This is a genomic window from Echinicola shivajiensis (genome assembly GCF_018642165.1).
GTDB classification, from domain to species: Bacteria; Bacteroidota; Bacteroidia; order Cytophagales; family Cyclobacteriaceae; genus Echinicola; species Echinicola shivajiensis.
This window is the reverse complement of record NZ_JAHHZM010000001.1, coordinates 725,102-744,047: the sequence shown is the minus strand read 5'-3', so window position 1 is coordinate 744,047 and position 18,946 is coordinate 725,102. Positions and strand designations below refer to the sequence as shown.

Genomic DNA, 18,946 nt, shown 5'->3' with positions numbered 1-18,946 from the left:
CTCTTTGGAGTTTTGTGGAGGGGCTATTGAATCAAATAAGTAAAAATGAAGAAACTAAATTTATTAACCGGCTTTGCGCTATTGCTATGCATTTCTTGCAGCCAAAAGCAGGTAGCCAAAAAAACAGATTCTTCCGGAAAAGAAAAGCCTAATGTACTACTGATTTATACCGATGATGTAGGGTATGGAGATATCGCTACTTATGGCGGAAAAATTCCTACTCCCAATATTGATAAGTTAGCAGAACAGGGCTTGCTGTTTACAAATGCTTATGCATCAGCAGCCACTTGTACTCCTTCTAGATATTCCTTGCTAACAGGTGAATATGCTTGGAGAGCAAAGGGACGTGGCGTAGCACCTGGAGATGCTTCTGCTTTGATCAAGCCAGGTGTGGAGACACTCCCTTTGGTGATGCAAGAAGGAGGTTATAGAACGGCGGCTATTGGTAAGTGGCATTTGGGACTGGGTGGCGAAGATGGCCCAGATTGGAACGGTGAGTTAAGTCCCGGTCCTTTGGAAATTGGCTTTGATTATTCATTTATAATCCCTGCGACTGGAGATCGTGTACCTACAGTATTTGTTGAAGACCATCGCGTGGTTAACCTGGATCCTAAGGATCCAATAGAAGTTAGCTATCGTAAAAAAGTGGGAGATAGACCTACTGGAAAAGATAATCCAGAATTGCTGAAGATGATGTGGTCTCATGGTCATAACCATACCATTGTCAATGGAGTAAGCCGAATTGGCTATATGTCGGGTGGGGAAGCGGCACTCTGGAGAGATGAAGATTTTGCACAAACATTTGTGGATAAGGCAAGTACATTTATTAAACAGGATTCTGATAAACCGTTTTTTATGTATTTCGCCACCCACGATATTCACGTGCCAAGGGTTGCCCATGAACGCTTTCAAGGAGCTACTGAATTTGGCCCTCGTGGAGACGTCATTGTTCAGTTGGACTGGACAGTTGGAGAATTGGTGAAATTACTAAAAGCGGAAGGGCTTGATAAAAACACCATGATTATTTTCTCCAGTGATAATGGTCCCGTTTTGGACGATGGATATGTGGACAAGGCCAGAGAGTTGGTAGGTGATCATCAACCAAGCGGAGAACTAAGAGGGGGTAAGTATAGTGCCTTTGAAGCTGGAACTCGGGTGCCTTTTATTGTGAAATGGCCCGCAGAGATTAAGCCTGGAACTATCTCCAATGCGCTTTTTAGTCAAGTGGATTTATTAGGGTCTATGGCGGCCTATTTAGAGGTGGAATATGATTCTACCCAGGCCGTTGATACTGAAAATGCTTGGCAGACCTTGTTAGGAAATGATGAAGAAGGAAGGTATGCTTTGGTGCAGGAAGCCTTGTTCAGTAATTTGGCCTATGTAAGAAGGGATGGTTACAAATATATCCCAGCCAATAATGGCCCAGATATTGTTCCTTGGGGACCAATAATTGAGACAGGCTTTTCCAAAGAAGATCAATTGTTTGATGTAAAAGCAGATGCAGAAGAGGCCAATGAAGTTTCTGAAGAGTTTCCTGAGGTAATGGAGGAAATGAAAAATGAGCTGAGTGAAATCATTAATAAGTGATATTAAAGACCTGGGTTTTCCAGGTCTTTTTTGCTAGTAGAGGATAAAAAAGTATGCAATCAAGTGATTATCGATGAAGCAAATGGTGATGTTTTTTAGGTAAATTGCACTAGCTTCTTAAATGAATAATAGAAAATGGATACTTATTTGAACAAGATTTTTATTGCTGCATTGATTTTTGTGGTAATGGCCTGTGGAAATCAAACGAAAGAAAATGGCGCAATCAGTGAAAAGAAACCTAATATCATTTATATTTTGGCAGATGATATGGGCTATGGTGATTTAGGAGCCAATAATCCGGACAGTAAAATACCAACACCCCACTTAGATCAATTGGCCAAGGAAGGAATGCGTTTTACTGACGCACATACTTCATCGGCTGTTTGTACGCCAACCAGATATGGTATCTTGACGGGGAGGTACAATTGGAGATCAACCTTGAAGAAAGGAGTATTAGGTGGATATAGTAAACCGTTGATTGATACTACCAGAGCAACGGTGGCTTCTATGCTCAGTGAGCATGGTTATCATACGGCATTTATAGGTAAATGGCACCTTAGCTGGAACTGGGGAAAAGATGAATCGGGTAAAGTGGATTTCAGCTTACCGGTAACCCATAATCCAAATGACAATGGATTTGATTATGCTTATGGCCATGTGGCTTCTTTGGATATCCCACCATATGTTTATGTAGAAAATGGAAAAGTTACTGCAGTTCCGACTGATTCCACCCAAAGTAAGGATAAGTATGGTTGGTGGAGAAAGGGAATGACTGGACCTGATTTTATGCACGAAGATGTTACGCCTAATTTTTTCAGGAGAGGCATCCAATATGTCAAAGAAAGAGCGCATTCGGGTGAACCATTTTTCCTTTATTTGCCATTGCCTTCCCCGCATACTCCTATTTTGCCTTCTGAAAAGTACCAAGGCAAAAGTGGCTTAAACCCTTACGGGGATTTTGTGATGATGATCGATGATTATATGGGGCAATTAATGGCTGCGGTCAAAGAGGCGGGCATTGAAGAAAATACCATGATTGTTTTTACCAGTGATAATGGCTGTTCTCCTGCTGCCAAAATAGAAGAGCTGACAGCAAAAGGACATTACCCCAATTATATCTTTAGAGGTCATAAAGCGGATATTTATGAAGGTGGACACAGAGTTCCTTTCATTGTAAAATGGCCCAAAACGATCAAAGCTTCTTCTGTGAGTGATCAGACCATTTGTACTACAGACTTTATGGCTACTTGTGCCGACCTGATAGGGTACAAGCTAAAGGGCAATGAGGCAGAAGACAGTTATAGCATGTTGCCAATACTTAATGGAGAAACCTTGGAAGGTGATTTTAGAGAGGCAACAGTTCATCATTCCATTAACGGAAGCTTTGCCATTCGAAAAGGCGATTGGAAGCTGGCAATGACTGCAGGATCTGCAGGCTGGAGTTTCCCTACGCCTGCCCAAGTGGCCAAACAAGATACTTTACCTGAAGTACAGTTGTTCAATCTTAAAGAAGATCCGAAAGAAGAAAATAATCTTCAAGCGGATTTTCCAGAAAAGGTCGATGAACTTCGTACGCTGTTGACAAAATACATTGAATCTGGAAGAAGTACGCCTGGCCAAGCTCAGTCCAATGATGGGGAGAAGGTATGGGAACAATTATGGTGGATGCAAGAATCTGAATAATTAACTATGAAATTTATACCCTTAAATCTTTTAAAAGCAGTTTTTGTGGGCTGCTGCTTATCGCAGTTTTCATGTGCTGAAAAAAGTCAGCATGAAGAACCCAAGCGACCGAATATCATTTATGTTTTGGCCGATGATATGGGCGTTGGTGATATCCAATCATTTTACCCTGAAGGGAAAATACCCACACCAAACCTTGATCAAATGGCTGCAGATGGGATGCGTTTCACAGATGCCCATACATCATCTGCTGTTTGCACGCCCACACGATACAGCATTTTAACTGGACGTTATAACTGGCGCTCTAGATTAAAAGAAGGTGTCTTATGGAGTGATGACAAAGGATTGATAGACACTTCGAGAACTACAGTACCCTCTCTGCTGAAGGACCATGGCTACCATACTGCTTATTTAGGGAAGTGGCATTTGGGTTGGAACTGGGGACATGATGAAGAAGGTAATATAGACTTTACCAAAGAAGTGACCCATAACCCAAATGACAATGGATTTGACTATGCTTATGGTCATGTGGCTTCATTGGACATTCCTCCTTATGTATATGTTGAAAACGGAAAAGTAACCGCAGTTCCAACTGACTCAACTGAAAGCAAAGACAAGTATGGCTGGTGGAGAAAGGGGATGACCGCTCCTGATTTCAAGCACGAGGATGTAACCCCTAATTTCTTTAGAAGAGCAATCTCATATGTGAAAGAGAGAGCAAAAACGGAACAGCCCTTTTTCCTTTATTTGGCACTTCCATCTCCACATACTCCAATTCTTCCATCAGAGAAATGGCAAGGCAAGAGTGGGCTAAACTCTTATGGGGATTTTGTGATGATGATTGATGATTATATGGGACAGCTAATTTATGCGGTAAATGAATCTGGAATAGAAGAAGATACCATGATCATATTTGTAACAGATAATGGATGTGCGCCTGCTGCCAAGATTGAAGAGTTGATTGAAGCGGGACATCATCCTAGTGCGATTTACAGAGGTCATAAGGCTGATATCTATGAAGGAGGTCACCGTGTGCCATTTATAGTTAAGTGGCCCAAAGAGGTCAAAGCTGGCAGTGTTAGCGAGCAGACCATCTGTACGACAGATCTATTGGCCACATGCGCGGCATTGGTCAATTACGAATTGAAGGATAATGAAGGTGAGGATAGTTATAATATGCTTCCTCTGCTAAAGGGAGAGACTTTAGAAGAAGATTTTCGTGAAGCAACTATCCATCACTCAGTGAATGGCTCTTTTGCTATTCGAAAAGGCGATTGGAAATTGATTATGTGTGGAGGCTCAGGAGGATGGAGTTACCCAACTCCTCAGGAAGTTGCAGAAATGGATTCTTTGCCACCTGTTCAGCTGTATAATATGAAAGAAGACCCTTCTGAAACCAATAACCTTGAAGCAAAATATCCAGAAAAAGTACAAGAGCTTCAGGATCTTCTAACAAAATATGTTTTGGAGGGAAGAAGTACGCCAGGTATTGCTCAGGAAAATGATGGGGAGAAGAAATGGAAGCAGCTTTGGTGGATGGATTAAAGTGAGTGGAATATAGATAATTCTAAAATTGTTAAGATGAAAAGAAAGCTATTTATAATTAGTGTTTTGCATATTTTGTTACTGGCGATAAGCTGGAAAGGACATGCCAAAGATTATTATGTGCATCCATCCAAGGGAAAGGATACTAATTCTGGTTTAAGCCAATCGGCAGCTTTCCGAAGTCTTGATAAGATCAACCTTTTGAAACTGGAAGCTGGTGATAAGGTTTTGTTAGCTTCTGGAGAAGTATTTGAAGGAACTATCAGCTTAAATGGTATAATGGGAGCAAAAAATGCTCCCATTATTTTTCAGTCTTTTTCATGGGATGGAACAGATAATGGAAGGGCAGTGATTGATGCGAAAAGCCAAGATGCAGGAATTTTATTGAAGGATTGTTCTTGGATAACTGTCGTTGGGCTGGAAATCAAAGCTGAAGGTTTTGAGAAGGGGATTGAGCAAAATGCAAAAATGAGGTGTGGGATTTTGGTGACAAATCAAAAGTCCGAAAAGGTTGTGGGAATAGAAATAGATGATGTTTATATCCATGATGTCTTTTTCGAGAATCCGGGCATAAAACGTGGAGAAAATGAGGTCAAGACGGCAAATGGAACCCAGCGTTACGGTTGGGGTATCAGGGTGATCAATAGTAATCCTGAGCTGATGATTCAGGAGGTGAAGATCAGCAATTGCAAGGTCGAAAATGTAGCACATACGGCCATCAAGCTAACAGGAAATGATCATAATATCCAGCAAGTCAAAATCAGCAATAATGATGTGAGTCGACCCGGAGGACCTGGTATCCAAATGTCAGGAGTGCGATTTGTTCATGTGCTGAACAATAATGTGCAATATTCTGGGAGCCCTGATGATAGCCGAAAATGGGGCAGAGGGAGTGGGCTTTGGACTTGGGGTTCTTCTCAGGTGATGATCGAGCACAATCAGTTTATGCATGCCAATGGACCTGCGGATTCTGCTGGAGCACATATTGACTTTAATTGTGACAATGTGGTCATGCAATACAACTTCAGTGCTTTTAATGCCGGAGGATTTTGTGAGATTTTAGGAAATAATTTCAACTGCTCCTACCGCTTTAATATCAGTGTGAACGATGGGCATAGAGAAAAAGGAGCGAATGGTGCGTTTCAGGAAGGAAAAGTATTCTGGCTAAGCGGCTATCAGGGTAAGAAAGCCAGAAAGGGACCGGTTAATTCCTATTTCTACAATAACACCATTTATGTCAGTAAAGACCATACCGCGAAAATAGCCATTGAGAATAATTCCAGTGGGATTTTGATCGCCAATAATATTTTCTGTATCGAAGGGGAAAGCAAGTACGTGTTGGGAGATCAGTACAATCCTGATAACGGAAAGGGTAACGTAAGCTTGGAAAATGTGACTTTTGAAAACAATCTCTTTTATGACAAGGGGAATTGGCCAAAAGAAGCAATGATTTATGATCAGTCTCCTATTTATGGAAATCCCCAATTTGCGAATGCAGGAGGAGAAAAACCATCAGACTATATCCCCTCCAATATTGAATTGGTAAAGAAAGGAGTTGAAGTGAAAAGAATTGAAGGGGATCCTTTTGGTTTGCTGTGGGGGCTAGAAATGCCTACTGATTTTCTGGGTCGAGAAATAAATGGCGCCCATTTTATAGGGGCGATAAAGCCTGAGTAATTCCAGTTTGAATCCATAAAGTATTTAGTGTCTATTTTAATAATGAAAAAAGATCTGAAAAGTAAGGGGAAAATAATTCCTGTGTTGAGTATTGCCTTGTTCTTATTTTGTATTTCAATAAGTAAAGGCCAAGACTCACTTAGTCTGTCAAAGTACATTCAGCCTGCTGGACAAGAAAATATTTTCAAGACGGAAGGATACTATAATTGGGGCGGATCAGTGGTGAAAGGAGAAGATGGAAAATACCATCTTTTCTATTCGAGATGGCCAAAGTCAACTCAATTTTCTGGTTGGATGGTTTACTCAGAAATAGCCCATGCAGTGTCCAGCGAACCTACTGGTCCTTGGGAATATAAAGAAACAGTTCTAGAAGGTAGGGGTAAAGGCTATTGGGATGCCATTACTGCTCATAACCCTAAAATCAAGTATTTCGAAGGAAAGTTTTATCTATACTATATTTCGACCAATTTGGGAGAAAATGAGGATTACACTGAGGAAGATTTAGTTGAGATCAGTCATTCCAGATTAAAGCACCCGGGCAGGAAAGCTGCCAGATCGAATCAACGGACTGGGGTTGCTGTGGCCTCATCCATGAACGGGCCATGGACCAGACAAAACCAGCCATTGATAGAACCATCAGGTCCAATTACTACCTTAACCGTTAACCCAGCTGTTGCTCAAGGGAAGGACGATCGTTTTTATATGATTGTCAAAGGAGACAAACCCAACGAAACCAGGTTTATTCGAAATCAAGCGATGGCAATCAGTGATCATCCTGATGGTCCATATGAGATTCAGCCTGATCCAGTAATTGACTATATTGATACAGAGGATATGTCTCTTTGGTTTGATGAAAGCAGAAGTATGTATTATGGAATATTCCATACTCCTGAGGGATTTATTGGTCTGGTGAGCTCTGTGGATGGACTGAAATGGACAAAAGCTTCTGAGTACCAGATCATGCCGAAAGAGATCAGAATGAAAGACGGATCAGTACTTAAGCCCGATCGTATAGAACGTCCTTTTGTTTATGAAGAAAATGGGAAAGTAATCATGCTGGGCTTGGCAGCCAAGCTGGGAGATGACTCTTTTGTCATCACCATTCCATTAAGGTACTAAACTTACCAAGGTAATAGCATGAATAGTTTGAGGGCTGACATAGTAGCTTTTATCTTTATAAAAAAGCTCGCTCGCTGTTTTTGAATAAAACAAAAATTATAATATCGATTTAGCACAAGAACTAAATATATTTTTTGTGCTAATTGTGATTAATTGTTGTAAAAAATCAAGTTTATTCTCTGAATAGATAGTGATTATCGCTATATTAGTCAGGTAGATATGGGAATTATTTTGCTTAATTACCTGACTATTTTGAGGCGTTAATAATTTAACATTGAAAAAGCATTAGGACCTTAGGGTCTTATTTTTTGATGCCAACATAGGTCAAAAGGCCTATGTTGGAACGCTGAATTTTCAACATTGGACTAACCTTAATACAATAAACTATGAAATCTAAGTTTTACCTTTTAGCGATTTCGCTAATTTGCTGGACAACTATGTCCTTTGGTCGGCAACAGACCGATTTTGACGTAATCATGGACAAAGTCTTTGATGATTTTCAGAGCAGTCCCACCACTTCTTCCCTAGACGCCAACGTGGGAGATTTGTTGAGCACTTTAGATACTGCCGGATTTTGGCCGAGCATTGACTATTCTTCAACTAGCCAAACAAATTGGAAACCTGCCGATCATTTTAAAAATTTAAGTGAGATGGCAAAGGCCTATTCTCGCACGGAAAGTGCTTACTATGGTGATAGTTTGCTCAGGGCGAGGATAATTAAAGCATCAGAGTATTGGTTGGGCTTGGATCCGCGGCCTACCAGTACGAATTGGTTTTTCAGCACCATTACCATTCCCAAAGTAGTGGGTAAAATGTTGGTGTGCTTCAGAAAAGGGCCTCAAGGAATTCCCCAATCCTTGGAGGATGATTTGATCAACGTGATGACACAGGGTGTTTCGCTTTATAATGCCCCTTCCAAGAATGGCTCTAATAGAACCGATGTAGGGCAGCATTATATCATTCGGGCATGTCTGACCGAAGATCAAGCAGTATTGAGTAATGCAGTTGACTTTGTAGGAGAATCAATTGTAGTGTCGAGTGCTGAAGGAATCCAAGCAGATGCTTCCTATGCAGCCCACGGCCAGCAACTTTACATTTACGGATATGGTCTTGAGTTTATTCAGGGAATCCGAAACATAGCCATTTATGTGACGGGAACCCAGTATGAGATTGCTCCAGAAAAAATAGCCATTTTCTCCAATTTTGTAAGAAATGGTTTTGCAAAGACTGCCCGAGGAAGATATGTGGACTTTAACGTGTATGGAAGGGGAGTTTCTAGGGCTAACAATGGTAAGGCAAGTGCTTCTCAGGTCAATAATGTAAAACTTTTTGATCTTCCTATTTATACTTCTTTCTATGATACTGTTGTTAGCCGAATGAAAGGAGAAGAAGCTCCATCATATGGCGTACAGCCTGAACATATCAATTACTGGAAAACCGATTATGCCATTCATCACCGTTCAAATTATATGTTCGGATTGAGAACCGTTTCGACGAGGACAGCCAAATCGGAGATGGGCAATGGGGAGAATGTGAAAGGAACCTATTTGACAGAGGGTGTTACCTATATTGGTGTCAAAGGGGATGAATATTATAATATTTTTCCGACATGGGAGTGGAATAAAGTGCCAGGGACAACAGTTCCGGATATCACCACTTATCCAGTCAGACCATCTTGGGGTACCAACCCAGGGACATCGGCCTTTGTGGGAGGTGTGTCAGATGGTGTTTATGGAGCGAATGTTTATGCCATGGATGATTATAACACCATAGCCAAAAAAGCTTGGTTTTTCTTCGATGACGAAGTAGTCTGTTTAGGAGCAGGTATCAATTCAACCGCCAGTGAAAAGATCAATACCACCATGAACCAGTCTCTGCTGGATGGGGATGTGACGATTTCTGAAAACGGATTAATACTTACCTTGTCTCAAGATATTTACAACTATAGTAATGGATTGGATTGGGTTTGGCATGACTCTATTGGATATGTTTTCCCTGAAGGAGGAAATATTAGACTTTCCAATCAAACCCAAACGGGAACCTGGAACAGCATTAATAGCACCCAGTCTTCGGCATCGGTAAGTAAAGATGTATTCAAGTTATGGATTGATCATGGTGTTTCACCTTCAAATGACCATTATGAATATATCGTGGTGCCTGGGATCAATAGCGCAACTGAAATGGCTAGCTATGATGCCAGCAATATTGTTGTTTTGGCGAATACAGACTCCATACAAGTGGTAAAGCATTCTGCTCTGGATATTTGGCAGTTGGTCTTTTATCAAGAGGGAACTTTTGAAGCTGAGGGGGTGAAAGTGAAAGTGGATAAACCTGTAGTATTGCAGCTCAAGGGTGTTTCTTCCGGACAGGTAGAAGTATTTGCGGCAGAGCCTACCCAAAGTTCTGGAGCTAATGTTCGAATTGGTTTGGAAGCCACAGGCTTTGACGGTATGAAAATGTTGGATTTGGAATTCCCGTCAGGATTAATGGCAGGAAGTAGTGTATCTGGAACCCTGGACAATAATTCTCCGGATTATGAAGAAATAGAAATTCCACTTGGGTCAATAGCTATTGCAGATGCTTATGTGCGAGGAGGTACCTATGAAGGGGATAACTTTCCCACGGGAACATTAATAGTTAAAAAGGGGAACGACGCCTACGATAGGGAGTCTTATATCAAATTCGATATCAGTGATCTTCCCAGTAATACGGATAGTGTTGGGGTGAGATTGTATGTGAAATACGCCAATACAACTGTGACCGATACGAGTTGGGAATTTTACACTGTGGAAGACAGTATCTGGTCAGAAACAGGTATCACTTATTTGAACAAACCTGCAGGAATTACAAAAATAGGAGAAGTGCAGGGGATGCCCGCTGGCAGTTATGTTCAGTTTGATGCTTCAAGTGCTGTATTGGCGGCCAAAGCAGCAGGTAATAGTACTTTCTCCATCAAAATAATCTCTACGGTTCAAGGAGGGCAAACAGATGGTCAATTTGCTTCGAGAGAAGAATTGGATGTATACAAAAGACCACAACTGATCATAAAGGAAAGGGAAGAAGTGGTTACTCCTATAGGAGTTGAAGCAGTTGCAGATGCCTTTGTGCGTGGAGGTGACTATGAGAATAACAATTACCCCACACAGGACTTATATGTGAAACATGGTAACGGGGCATATGACCGAGAGTCCTATATGAAGTTTGACCTAAGTGAGTTACCTAGCTCATTGGATAGTGTGCAGCTGAGAATGTATGTATCGACAGGTGGTACTGAGGTAGCCAATACCATTTGGGAAGTGTTTTCTGTATCGGACACTACTTGGACAGAGACAGGGATTACTTATGCCAATAAGCCTGCCGCAGATGTAAAGGTAGGAGAGGTACCCGGTACTGCAACGGGAAACTATATCCACTTGACTATTACGGATTCGCTATTACAAGAAATTGCTTCAGGGAAATGGTTATCGTTGAAAATGACCTCTACAGTGTTAGGAGGACAAACGGACGGTAGGTTTTCACCAAGAGAAGATGCAAACCCAGATTTTAGGCCTCAACTGATTCCTTATGGTACTGAGCCAGAACCTGAAGAACCAGAGGAGCCTGAAGTTGTTATTCCTTTGGGTATAGAGGTAACTGCCGATGCGTTTGTAAGAGGAGGAACTTATGAAAATACCAATTATCCTACTCAAACGCTGTATGTGAAACAAGCCAATGGGGCATATGAGAGAGAGTCTTATTTGAAGTTTGACTTAAGCGAATTGCCGAACTCTTTGGATAGCGTGCAGTTGAGGATGTATGTGCAGAGTGCTAATACAGATGTGAGCAATACCGTTTGGGAATTCTATTCTGTTTCTGATACGACTTGGACAGAGACTGGGATTACCTATGCCACTAAGCCCACAGGGGAAGTGAAAGTTGGTGAAATACCAGGTACAGGAGCTGGAAATTATGTTTACCTAACGATTAGCGATTCTTTATTGCAGGAGATTTCGGTGGGCAAATGGCTTTCGTTAAAAATAAGCTCTACAGCATTTGGAGGAGATACTGATGGTAGATTTGCCCCAAGGGAGCATGAGACTGCGGAATTTAGGCCACAGCTGATTCCTTATGTTTCCGAGACAGAGGAAAATGGAGAAACATCTTCTGATGAGGAACAAGTAGCGAAAAGTCCTAATGGGTTAGAAGGTAAAGATTTACCGAATAATGTGCTATTATATCCTAATCCTTTGGTAGGTATGGCTACAATCAAGACAGATCAAATATTTCATACGATTATTATTAGAAATCATGGAGGGGAAGTTGTATTTGAGGAGACTGGTATGAATACACAGGAGTATGAAATAGATCTCAGCGGATTTAAAAATGGGATGTACTACCTAATGATTATTGGAGAGGATTTTGTTGAAACCAAAAAGGCTATTAAGAGACATTAAAGGATAATAGCTGAAAGATTGATGGGGAGACAATAAGATGTCCTTCCCGCCAATAATGGAGATAGTATCTTGATAGGTTCATTATAAAATAAGCAGGACAGAATAGGTCCACATAAAAAGAAAGAGTTCGGTATTGTTCCGAACTCTTTTTTAGATTTAAACCGTAGCTCTTTTGATACTAGTCAAATACTTTACTGTCTGACTTTTAATATTAACCATAGTTAATATTGCTGGCCTTTTTTTATTAAATTGCCAAAGGGATTTATTGTTTGGTCATGGCAGTGTTATCCATTTCAAACTCAATCTTAAAACCCAAGATTGGAGTTTCTTTCAAAGGGTATTTTGGTAATTTGATTTCCAGGTTTTCTAGGTTCTGCTTCCAAACGATTTTCTTGTTGGAACCCAACAGGCTGATGCTTTTGATTTTTCCTGCTTGCGCTAGAGACAAAGAGATGATTTTTGCAGTGGTATCATCTAAACTAGCCACATATGCATAGATATGGTGGTCTTTTTGTGTGAAACGAACTTCTGGATAGATCGTTTTGCTGGTATTATCATTGTCTTGATCCGTAGGCTTTTTTGAGTCATATGATTCTTGCTCAGAGCTTGAACTATTTGACGTTTCCAGTATTTCGCCAGTGATTTTCCAAGGCTTGGTATTATAAATCCCTTCCTGATTCTGGTCCATCCATTTACCAATTAGATGAAGTCTTTTTCTAGCTTCATCGGGAAAGCGGCCAAGTGGATCGGGAGCAACATTGAGAAGGTAGTTTCCTCCTTTACTGATGATGTTGAGCAACTGCCTTACCAAAAGTTCAGGCGATTTCCATTCGTCATCATAGGAAGCATAAGTCCAGTACCTGCTCATTGTGATGCAGGATTCCCAAGGTTCTAGAATGGCCTTGTCACTGATCCTCTGCTCCAATACCAAATAGTCTCCCTGTCCATTTTCGATCCTGTTATTGACAATACACTCGGGTTGTAGGTTTAGGATAAGTTCTTTGAGTTCCTTGCTTTCAGTCTCACTGATCAGTTCCGGAGTGTCAAACCAAACAATATCCACTTTACCGTAGTTAGTGAGCAGTTCGGTAATCTGAGGTTTTACTTTTCTTTCAAAATACTTATTGAAAACTTTAGCATCTTCATCTGGAAAATCCCAAGTATTGCTTCTTCCACCTTTTTGAGGCCAGTTTGTCGGTACATCGGGATCTTGCCAGTCTCTGCCTAGAGAGTAGTAGAAACCAAGTTTAAGCCCGTATTTATGGCAGGCATCGGCAAGCTCTTTCATTGGGTCCCTTGGGTAGGGAGAAAGATTCTCCATATCATAGTCGCTAGATGCTGAATGGTACATCGCAAAACCAGGGTGATGTTTGGTGGTGATGACCAAATATTTCATTCCTGCATCAAGGGCATCTTTGACCCATTTTTCAGGATCATATTTTTCAGGATTGAAATCATGGGCTAATTCCCCGTATTCTTTGTAAGGTATTTTTTCATAGAGCATAATATGCCCAACACTTTTTGCTTTTCTTCCTTCCCAATAACCTTCTGTTTGAGTAAATAGGCCCCAGTGTATAAACATTCCAAATTTGGCGTCTTGCCACCATTCTGGTAGATCTTTGTTGGTTTGGGCAAATGTATTCACTAGGCTTCCGCTTAATATAAAGAAAGCTAGGAAAGCAAAGAAGAATAGTTTTGAGAATAAGTGTTTATTCATTGTAAATAGATAAAGGTTTTTGTAAATATAGTCCAAATGACCTAAAACGAAAAATGGATTGACGAAGTACTGTCTTGCCAATCCACTTTAAGTATTTGTTTTGTAAGCCCTTTTAAAAGGCTCTTTCTTTCAAGTGATCATCCAGATCAATTGCTTTGACTCCTGACTCAAGCCATTCCGGTGCTGGCTTGCCTTTCAGGTGATGGTCAAAGAATTCCATCATCCTAACACTGTAGTCCTTTCTGTTTTCTAACTTGGCAATACCATGGTTTTCGCCTTTGTACTGTACCATGACCACAGGTTTTTGTAACCTTCTCAGTGCATTATAGTATTCCAATCCTTGAGTGAAGTCAACGGCACCATCTTTGTCATTGTGCAACATCAATAGCGGGGTATTTACATCTTTGACATGGTAAATAGGACTGTTTCGCTCATAAGATTCCCAATTTTCCCAAGGACCTCCTGTAAATCTCCCCTGAGAGGATTCGAAGATGGCCATATTGCCATTGCCGGAGTTCCAATAAATCAGGTCATACATGGAAATCATATTGGTAAGGGCTGCACCCGCTGCAGCGGCCTTAAACATGTCCGTTTGGGTAATCAAAAAAGCAGTTTGGTATCCGCCCCAAGAGTGCCCGTGAATACCAATATTTTCTTCATCGATTACACCGGTCTCAATGGCTGCCTTTACTGCTGGGATCACACACCACACAGCTGACATACCAGGGTCATCCAATGTATATGTGATGTCCGGCATAAATACGGCATAGCCATTGCTGGTATATACATTGGGGTTCCAACCTGTTCTGCCAAAGTCAGGTGAGGTCCAGTTATGAAGACTGGCGGAAAGCTTTTCATAATAGTATACCATGGTTGGGTACTTTTTGCCCTCTTCATAATTAGCAGGTAGGAACAGCGCTCCTTGAAGTTTGTCTCCTTTGTCGGAAACATAATCCACCAATTTTACCCCGGAGGACCAAGTATATTCTTCCAGTTTTTTAGGGGCATCAGTTAGCTTTTCTAGATTTTCAAAGGAAGCATTGGCCAAGAAATAAGCAGGAGGGGTATTGTAGGTTTCCATTGAATAAACAAAGGCGTCAGCATCTTTGGCTTTGCTGAATTGGGCCATCATGGCATCCTCCCAAACCAATACTTTTGGTCCAGGCTTTAAACCTGACTTGCTGCCTTCTAGACTTACAACACCACTTTTCTTGGTCCATTCACCATATGCTCGGAAATATTGTTTTTTGCTAAGGTCGATGCCCTTTTCTTCTGGATATACAACAAATCTGGTTTGATATCGGATTTGGCTGCTTTCACCGTTCAATGTCAAGTTTAGGGCCTTTTTCTTTTTATTAACGGGTACTTGCCAAATGTCCCATTCGGTTCTTAGTAAAACATATTTGCTTTCGCTGTCCCAACCAAGAGGGTAGTTCATTGGCTTGATGACATTGTGGTCATCATCGGTGTTGACAAATGTAGTTGCTAAATTGGCAGTAAGGTTGTTTTCTTCTTTGGTGATCAGATCATAAACAAAGAAGTTTCCATTCTCAGCAAACAGAAGCTTGGTGCCATCAGGAGAAGATTTGGGAGTACTGGCTCCTGAAGGGATGTAAAACTTCTCTTTCCAAAGAGTTTTTGCCCCGTTTTCTATATCTATAATATATAAATCCCTGAAGTTTTTTCCGGTGAGGTTACTTTGAAGCTCATAAGGTTTGGCATCTGAAGCGAAAGCATAATGCTGCTTTGGTAGTACCACAAAATCTGAAAGGGTACTGTCTTGAAGTGTCATATGCTTTTTGCTTTCTGTATTATAAACAGCAAAAAGACTCTTTCTCTTTTCACTGCTTTCCATTTTTTCTTGCCTGGATTGCAACTGATCATCCTTCCAGTGCCAAATGGTCATATCAGGCTTATCAGCACTGTTGGGCTGTTTTTTGGGAGTGCTGTTATCTTTTTCGATTTTGGACAGTGCCTTCTTTAGATCAGCCATTGACTTAATGGTGGTATCCGCCCTTAATGAAGCGATTTTTTCAGTTTCTAAAGCTTTTAAGGAATCCTTGTCTACCTCTGGCTTCTTTTCTTCAGGCTTTTTGGCCAACTCAAGATCATGGATGCCATAGAAAAGCTGACTTAAATCATCAGACCAACTTGGTCTTTGGTTGGGACTAATGGTGTATTTGTCGGGAAAGCTAATGCTGTCTTCTTTGGGGTTGTAGACAACTACTTCTGGAGAGGAAAGATTCTTAACACCTATCACAGCACCTAGCTCTTGCTTGTACTTTTTGTCCTTTGTCATTTTGAGTGCTGCGAAACCATCTCCTTCATCTGTCCAATTGATAGATTTGAAGCTAGATTCATCACTTTCAAGTACATGTGTACGGTTGTTACCTATATCAAGTAAGTAAATGCCATTACCGGATTTATTCGCCGCATCAACCGTATAGGCTAAATATTTTCCTGACTTGTTAAAGGAAAACTCAAGCACATTTCCAATGTTTTGCTTGGTGCCATTTTCCAAATGATAAATCAGCAAGTCAGAGCCCTTGCCACTACCTCCATCTTTGCTGAGATTTATGGCCAAATGAGTACTTTTTTCACTGTTAAACGTAAAGTTTTGCACTTTTTCAAAAACCACTTTCTTGTCCTCTTTCAAATCAAGAAGAATAAGCTTGTTGAACAATTTTTTTGCCTTGGCTTTATCCTTTTTGTCCTTGAAATTAGGATACTCAATAAATGCCAACCATCTACTGTCTTTAGAAAAGACCATTGGTGGTCTGCTGCTATCTCCGATGGGATAAGTTTTTTTATTGTTGGTTTCATCAACGGTTTCGATGATCAATTTTCCATCACCTTCTACTTCCTTCAAAGTATAGGAAAACCATTTCCCGTCAGGTGAAATATGTCCGCTGCCAGGGACAAGGGCTTCCCAATTGGAAATTTCTTCCCAAGAAATGGGTTTTTTTTCTTTTGAAGATGATTCTTTTTCTTCTTGTGCAAATGCGTGAATGCACATCACAAAACACAGAAGAAACAAGAAAAAACGTTTATTCATTAAATCGTAGTTCATGGAGGTGATATTCTTTTCTGTTATTGAAATCAAAATCCTTCTAGGATTAGTATAGTAGCTGATAAGCTATCCAATTTAATAGCTCAGACCATAGCCTCGGTCATAAAATTATAAGAGCGGTTCAATAAATTGAGAGTAGGACTTGGCTGTATGGATAGGTAGGCTAGAATCCAAATTGTTTTGAGATTGGCTAAAAAAAAATCACAGCCCACAGAAAATTTTGGGCTGTGATTTAATAATAAAGGCTAGTTTAATATTTAGAATGCACCTAATTCAGCGATTCTCACCCCAACCGGGCTTCCATAAGAATCATGAGCCACAATTTTTACAAAGCGTGCATTTAAAGAAGCAGGAAATATAAATTGCTGTCTTCCAGTATTGGTAGTAGCCAAATAGTCGCCTGCATTGGTCCAAGAAGTGTTGTCTTCGGAGACAAATACTGTGAAATTCTTTAGCATAGCATTGGTGGCTTTTTGATTTTGAATAATTGAAATACCATGAAGCTTAATGATACTGCCCATATCCACGGTGATGTGGTGTGGAGGAGTGGGTACACTTCCGTACCAGCCAGAATGCCAAACTGTAGAAATATCATTGTCAATCAAATGGTAACCCCATCCAGAGTCCTCAAAGTCATCTTCCTGAGATGAAAAATCTACAACGGACCAATTTGTTTTATCTAAGTCATCATATGTTATTTCATTCACATCGATATCTGGTTGTCCATTGACAAAATTATAAGGATAAGAATTGGCAACTATTCTACCGTTTTCATGAACGAATGAAAGTTTTAGAGTGAAAGGGTGTTCCTTGAAATTTTCGTCAATATCGCTTAAGGCCATTTTGAATGAAACACTGTCTGCGTTAGCAGTTTCCATGATGTCACGAGTTGCCCAAGTGATGGCGTTATAATCCTTGTCATTAGGACCCGTTTTTGGGTCATTATAAACAATCGCTCCTTTAACTGGGATAGTACTTGTGAACTTTGTCTGTACGTATAAGTACTCGCTGTCTGCATAGATTCTTTGGTGCTTGATCTCTACTTCAGGGACCTCCTGATAGAATTCAAACGGAGCATTGTTAGTGAAAAGCTCATTATATCTTAAGATCAATGCCGAAGCTTTGGTGAACTTTATAGAATTAGGCGACTTCCAATAAGAACTGTTGCCATTGCCCATCATGGCAGTGAAGTTGTCAGATACTTTTTGACGGTTGTGAGGAAGGTTAAGGCCATGTCCAAGCTCGTGGATGGTTCCGCCGATCCATTTGTCGTCAATTGTAGGGAAGCCTACGCCGTCAACCCATTTGTCCATGTCGTAGCCGCCTGGATAATCACGTGTGAAAGCAAATTTTCCAAGTCCATAAAAAGGCACACCTGTACCGTCTTCATGCCTTGGTATGAAAATCAGGAAATGCTCACTAGTCTTCTCTTCAGGGTGCTCTTCAAAGTAAGCTTTGATTTCTTTTACAGCTCTGTTTCCACCATTAGAATAAGGGTAGTAGAGGTGATCATTTTCAGCATGGATAATTTTGATATTTACGTTTCCAGGGACTTCGGGATTTTCTGCCAGACCAAAAGTTCTATTGCCGAAACCATGAGAGAGCAATTGCTGGGCATAATAATTTTGCATGTGCTTCAATGCTCCAGAAAGTCTCCTTTCATAGTCCAAATGTGGCTCCATGTCATTTGGTAGAAAGTAAATAACATTAAGCTGTTTTTGATATGGAAGAGATAGTTTTTGATGATAAACGTCGGGACTATCTGATCCGACCATGTCCGCATCCCCGCAAGAACCGAGGAGGGTAGTTGCGGCAAGACATAGTCCTGCCAGCCTAGAAAAATGTAACTTTTTCTTGTTCATAATAATTATTGTTATAAGGTTAGTCAGGGGTAATAATAAGGAACAAACCAATAAAAAGAAAATTTTAGTTGGATCGAATCGAATATTAGTTTTCGTTGCTGCTTAAGGATCTATTGTTGATAAGTAGATAGTTAATCGATTTAGGAATACGCTTATTGACCAAAATGCGCGTTATTTGAATAAATGTTCAATTACAAATATTTTCGGTTTTAAAGTTTTTTTTGTTTCGTTTAATTATTAATTGTCAGAGTGG

General features: G+C 40.6%; 9 protein-coding genes. 6 read left to right on the top strand and 3 right to left on the bottom strand.

What is annotated here, in order from left to right:
• The first annotated feature begins 45 nt into the window (after window positions 1–45).
• The 6 genes from KMW37_RS02990 (at window position 46) to KMW37_RS02965 (ending at window position 12,044) form a co-directional block, all read left to right on the top strand.
• Window positions 46–1,587 (top strand): sulfatase family protein, encoded by a 1,542-nt coding sequence (locus KMW37_RS02990; protein ID WP_215223099.1) that lies wholly within the window; start codon window positions 46–48, stop codon window positions 1,585–1,587.
• A 135-nt stretch (window positions 1,588–1,722) separates the two neighbouring features.
• The gene (locus tag KMW37_RS02985; protein WP_246581303.1) at window positions 1,723–3,270 is read left to right on the top strand and encodes a sulfatase family protein; all 1,548 of its coding nucleotides are present in this window, start codon (window positions 1,723–1,725) and stop codon (window positions 3,268–3,270) included.
• A gap of 6 nt (window positions 3,271–3,276) precedes the next feature.
• A complete protein-coding gene (locus tag KMW37_RS02980) occupies window positions 3,277–4,815 on the top strand; it encodes a sulfatase family protein (RefSeq protein ID WP_215223098.1) in 1,539 nt (512 codons plus the stop codon).
• A gap of 36 nt (window positions 4,816–4,851) precedes the next feature.
• Window positions 4,852–6,492, top strand: a complete 1,641-nt coding sequence (locus KMW37_RS02975; protein ID WP_215223097.1) for a right-handed parallel beta-helix repeat-containing protein — start codon at window positions 4,852–4,854, stop codon at window positions 6,490–6,492.
• A 42-nt stretch (window positions 6,493–6,534) separates the two neighbouring features.
• The gene (locus tag KMW37_RS02970) at window positions 6,535–7,611 is read left to right on the top strand and encodes a glycoside hydrolase family protein (protein ID WP_246581302.1); all 1,077 of its coding nucleotides are present in this window, start codon (window positions 6,535–6,537) and stop codon (window positions 7,609–7,611) included.
• Between the two features lie 386 nt (window positions 7,612–7,997).
• Complete coding sequence (locus KMW37_RS02965) at window positions 7,998–12,044, top strand: CBM96 family carbohydrate-binding protein (RefSeq protein ID WP_215223096.1); 4,047 nt, start codon at window positions 7,998–8,000, stop codon at window positions 12,042–12,044.
• Window positions 12,045–12,306: 262 nt separating this feature from the next.
• On the opposite strand, the gene KMW37_RS02960 is transcribed toward KMW37_RS02965, so the two are convergent.
• From KMW37_RS02960 to KMW37_RS02950, 3 genes are all read right to left on the bottom strand, one after another.
• On the bottom strand, window positions 12,307–13,761 hold the full coding sequence (locus KMW37_RS02960; protein WP_215223095.1) for an alpha-L-fucosidase: 1,455 nt from the start codon (window positions 13,759–13,761) through the stop codon (window positions 12,307–12,309).
• 112 nt (window positions 13,762–13,873) lie between these two features.
• The gene (locus KMW37_RS02955) at window positions 13,874–16,816 is read right to left on the bottom strand and encodes a S9 family peptidase (RefSeq protein ID WP_215223094.1); all 2,943 of its coding nucleotides are present in this window, start codon (window positions 16,814–16,816) and stop codon (window positions 13,874–13,876) included.
• Between the two features lie 272 nt (window positions 16,817–17,088).
• Window positions 17,089–18,693: a discoidin domain-containing protein gene (locus KMW37_RS02950; RefSeq protein ID WP_215223093.1), complete on the bottom strand. Its 1,605-nt coding sequence runs from the start codon at window positions 18,691–18,693 to the stop codon at window positions 17,089–17,091.
• Between the last annotated feature and the right edge of the window lie 253 nt (window positions 18,694–18,946).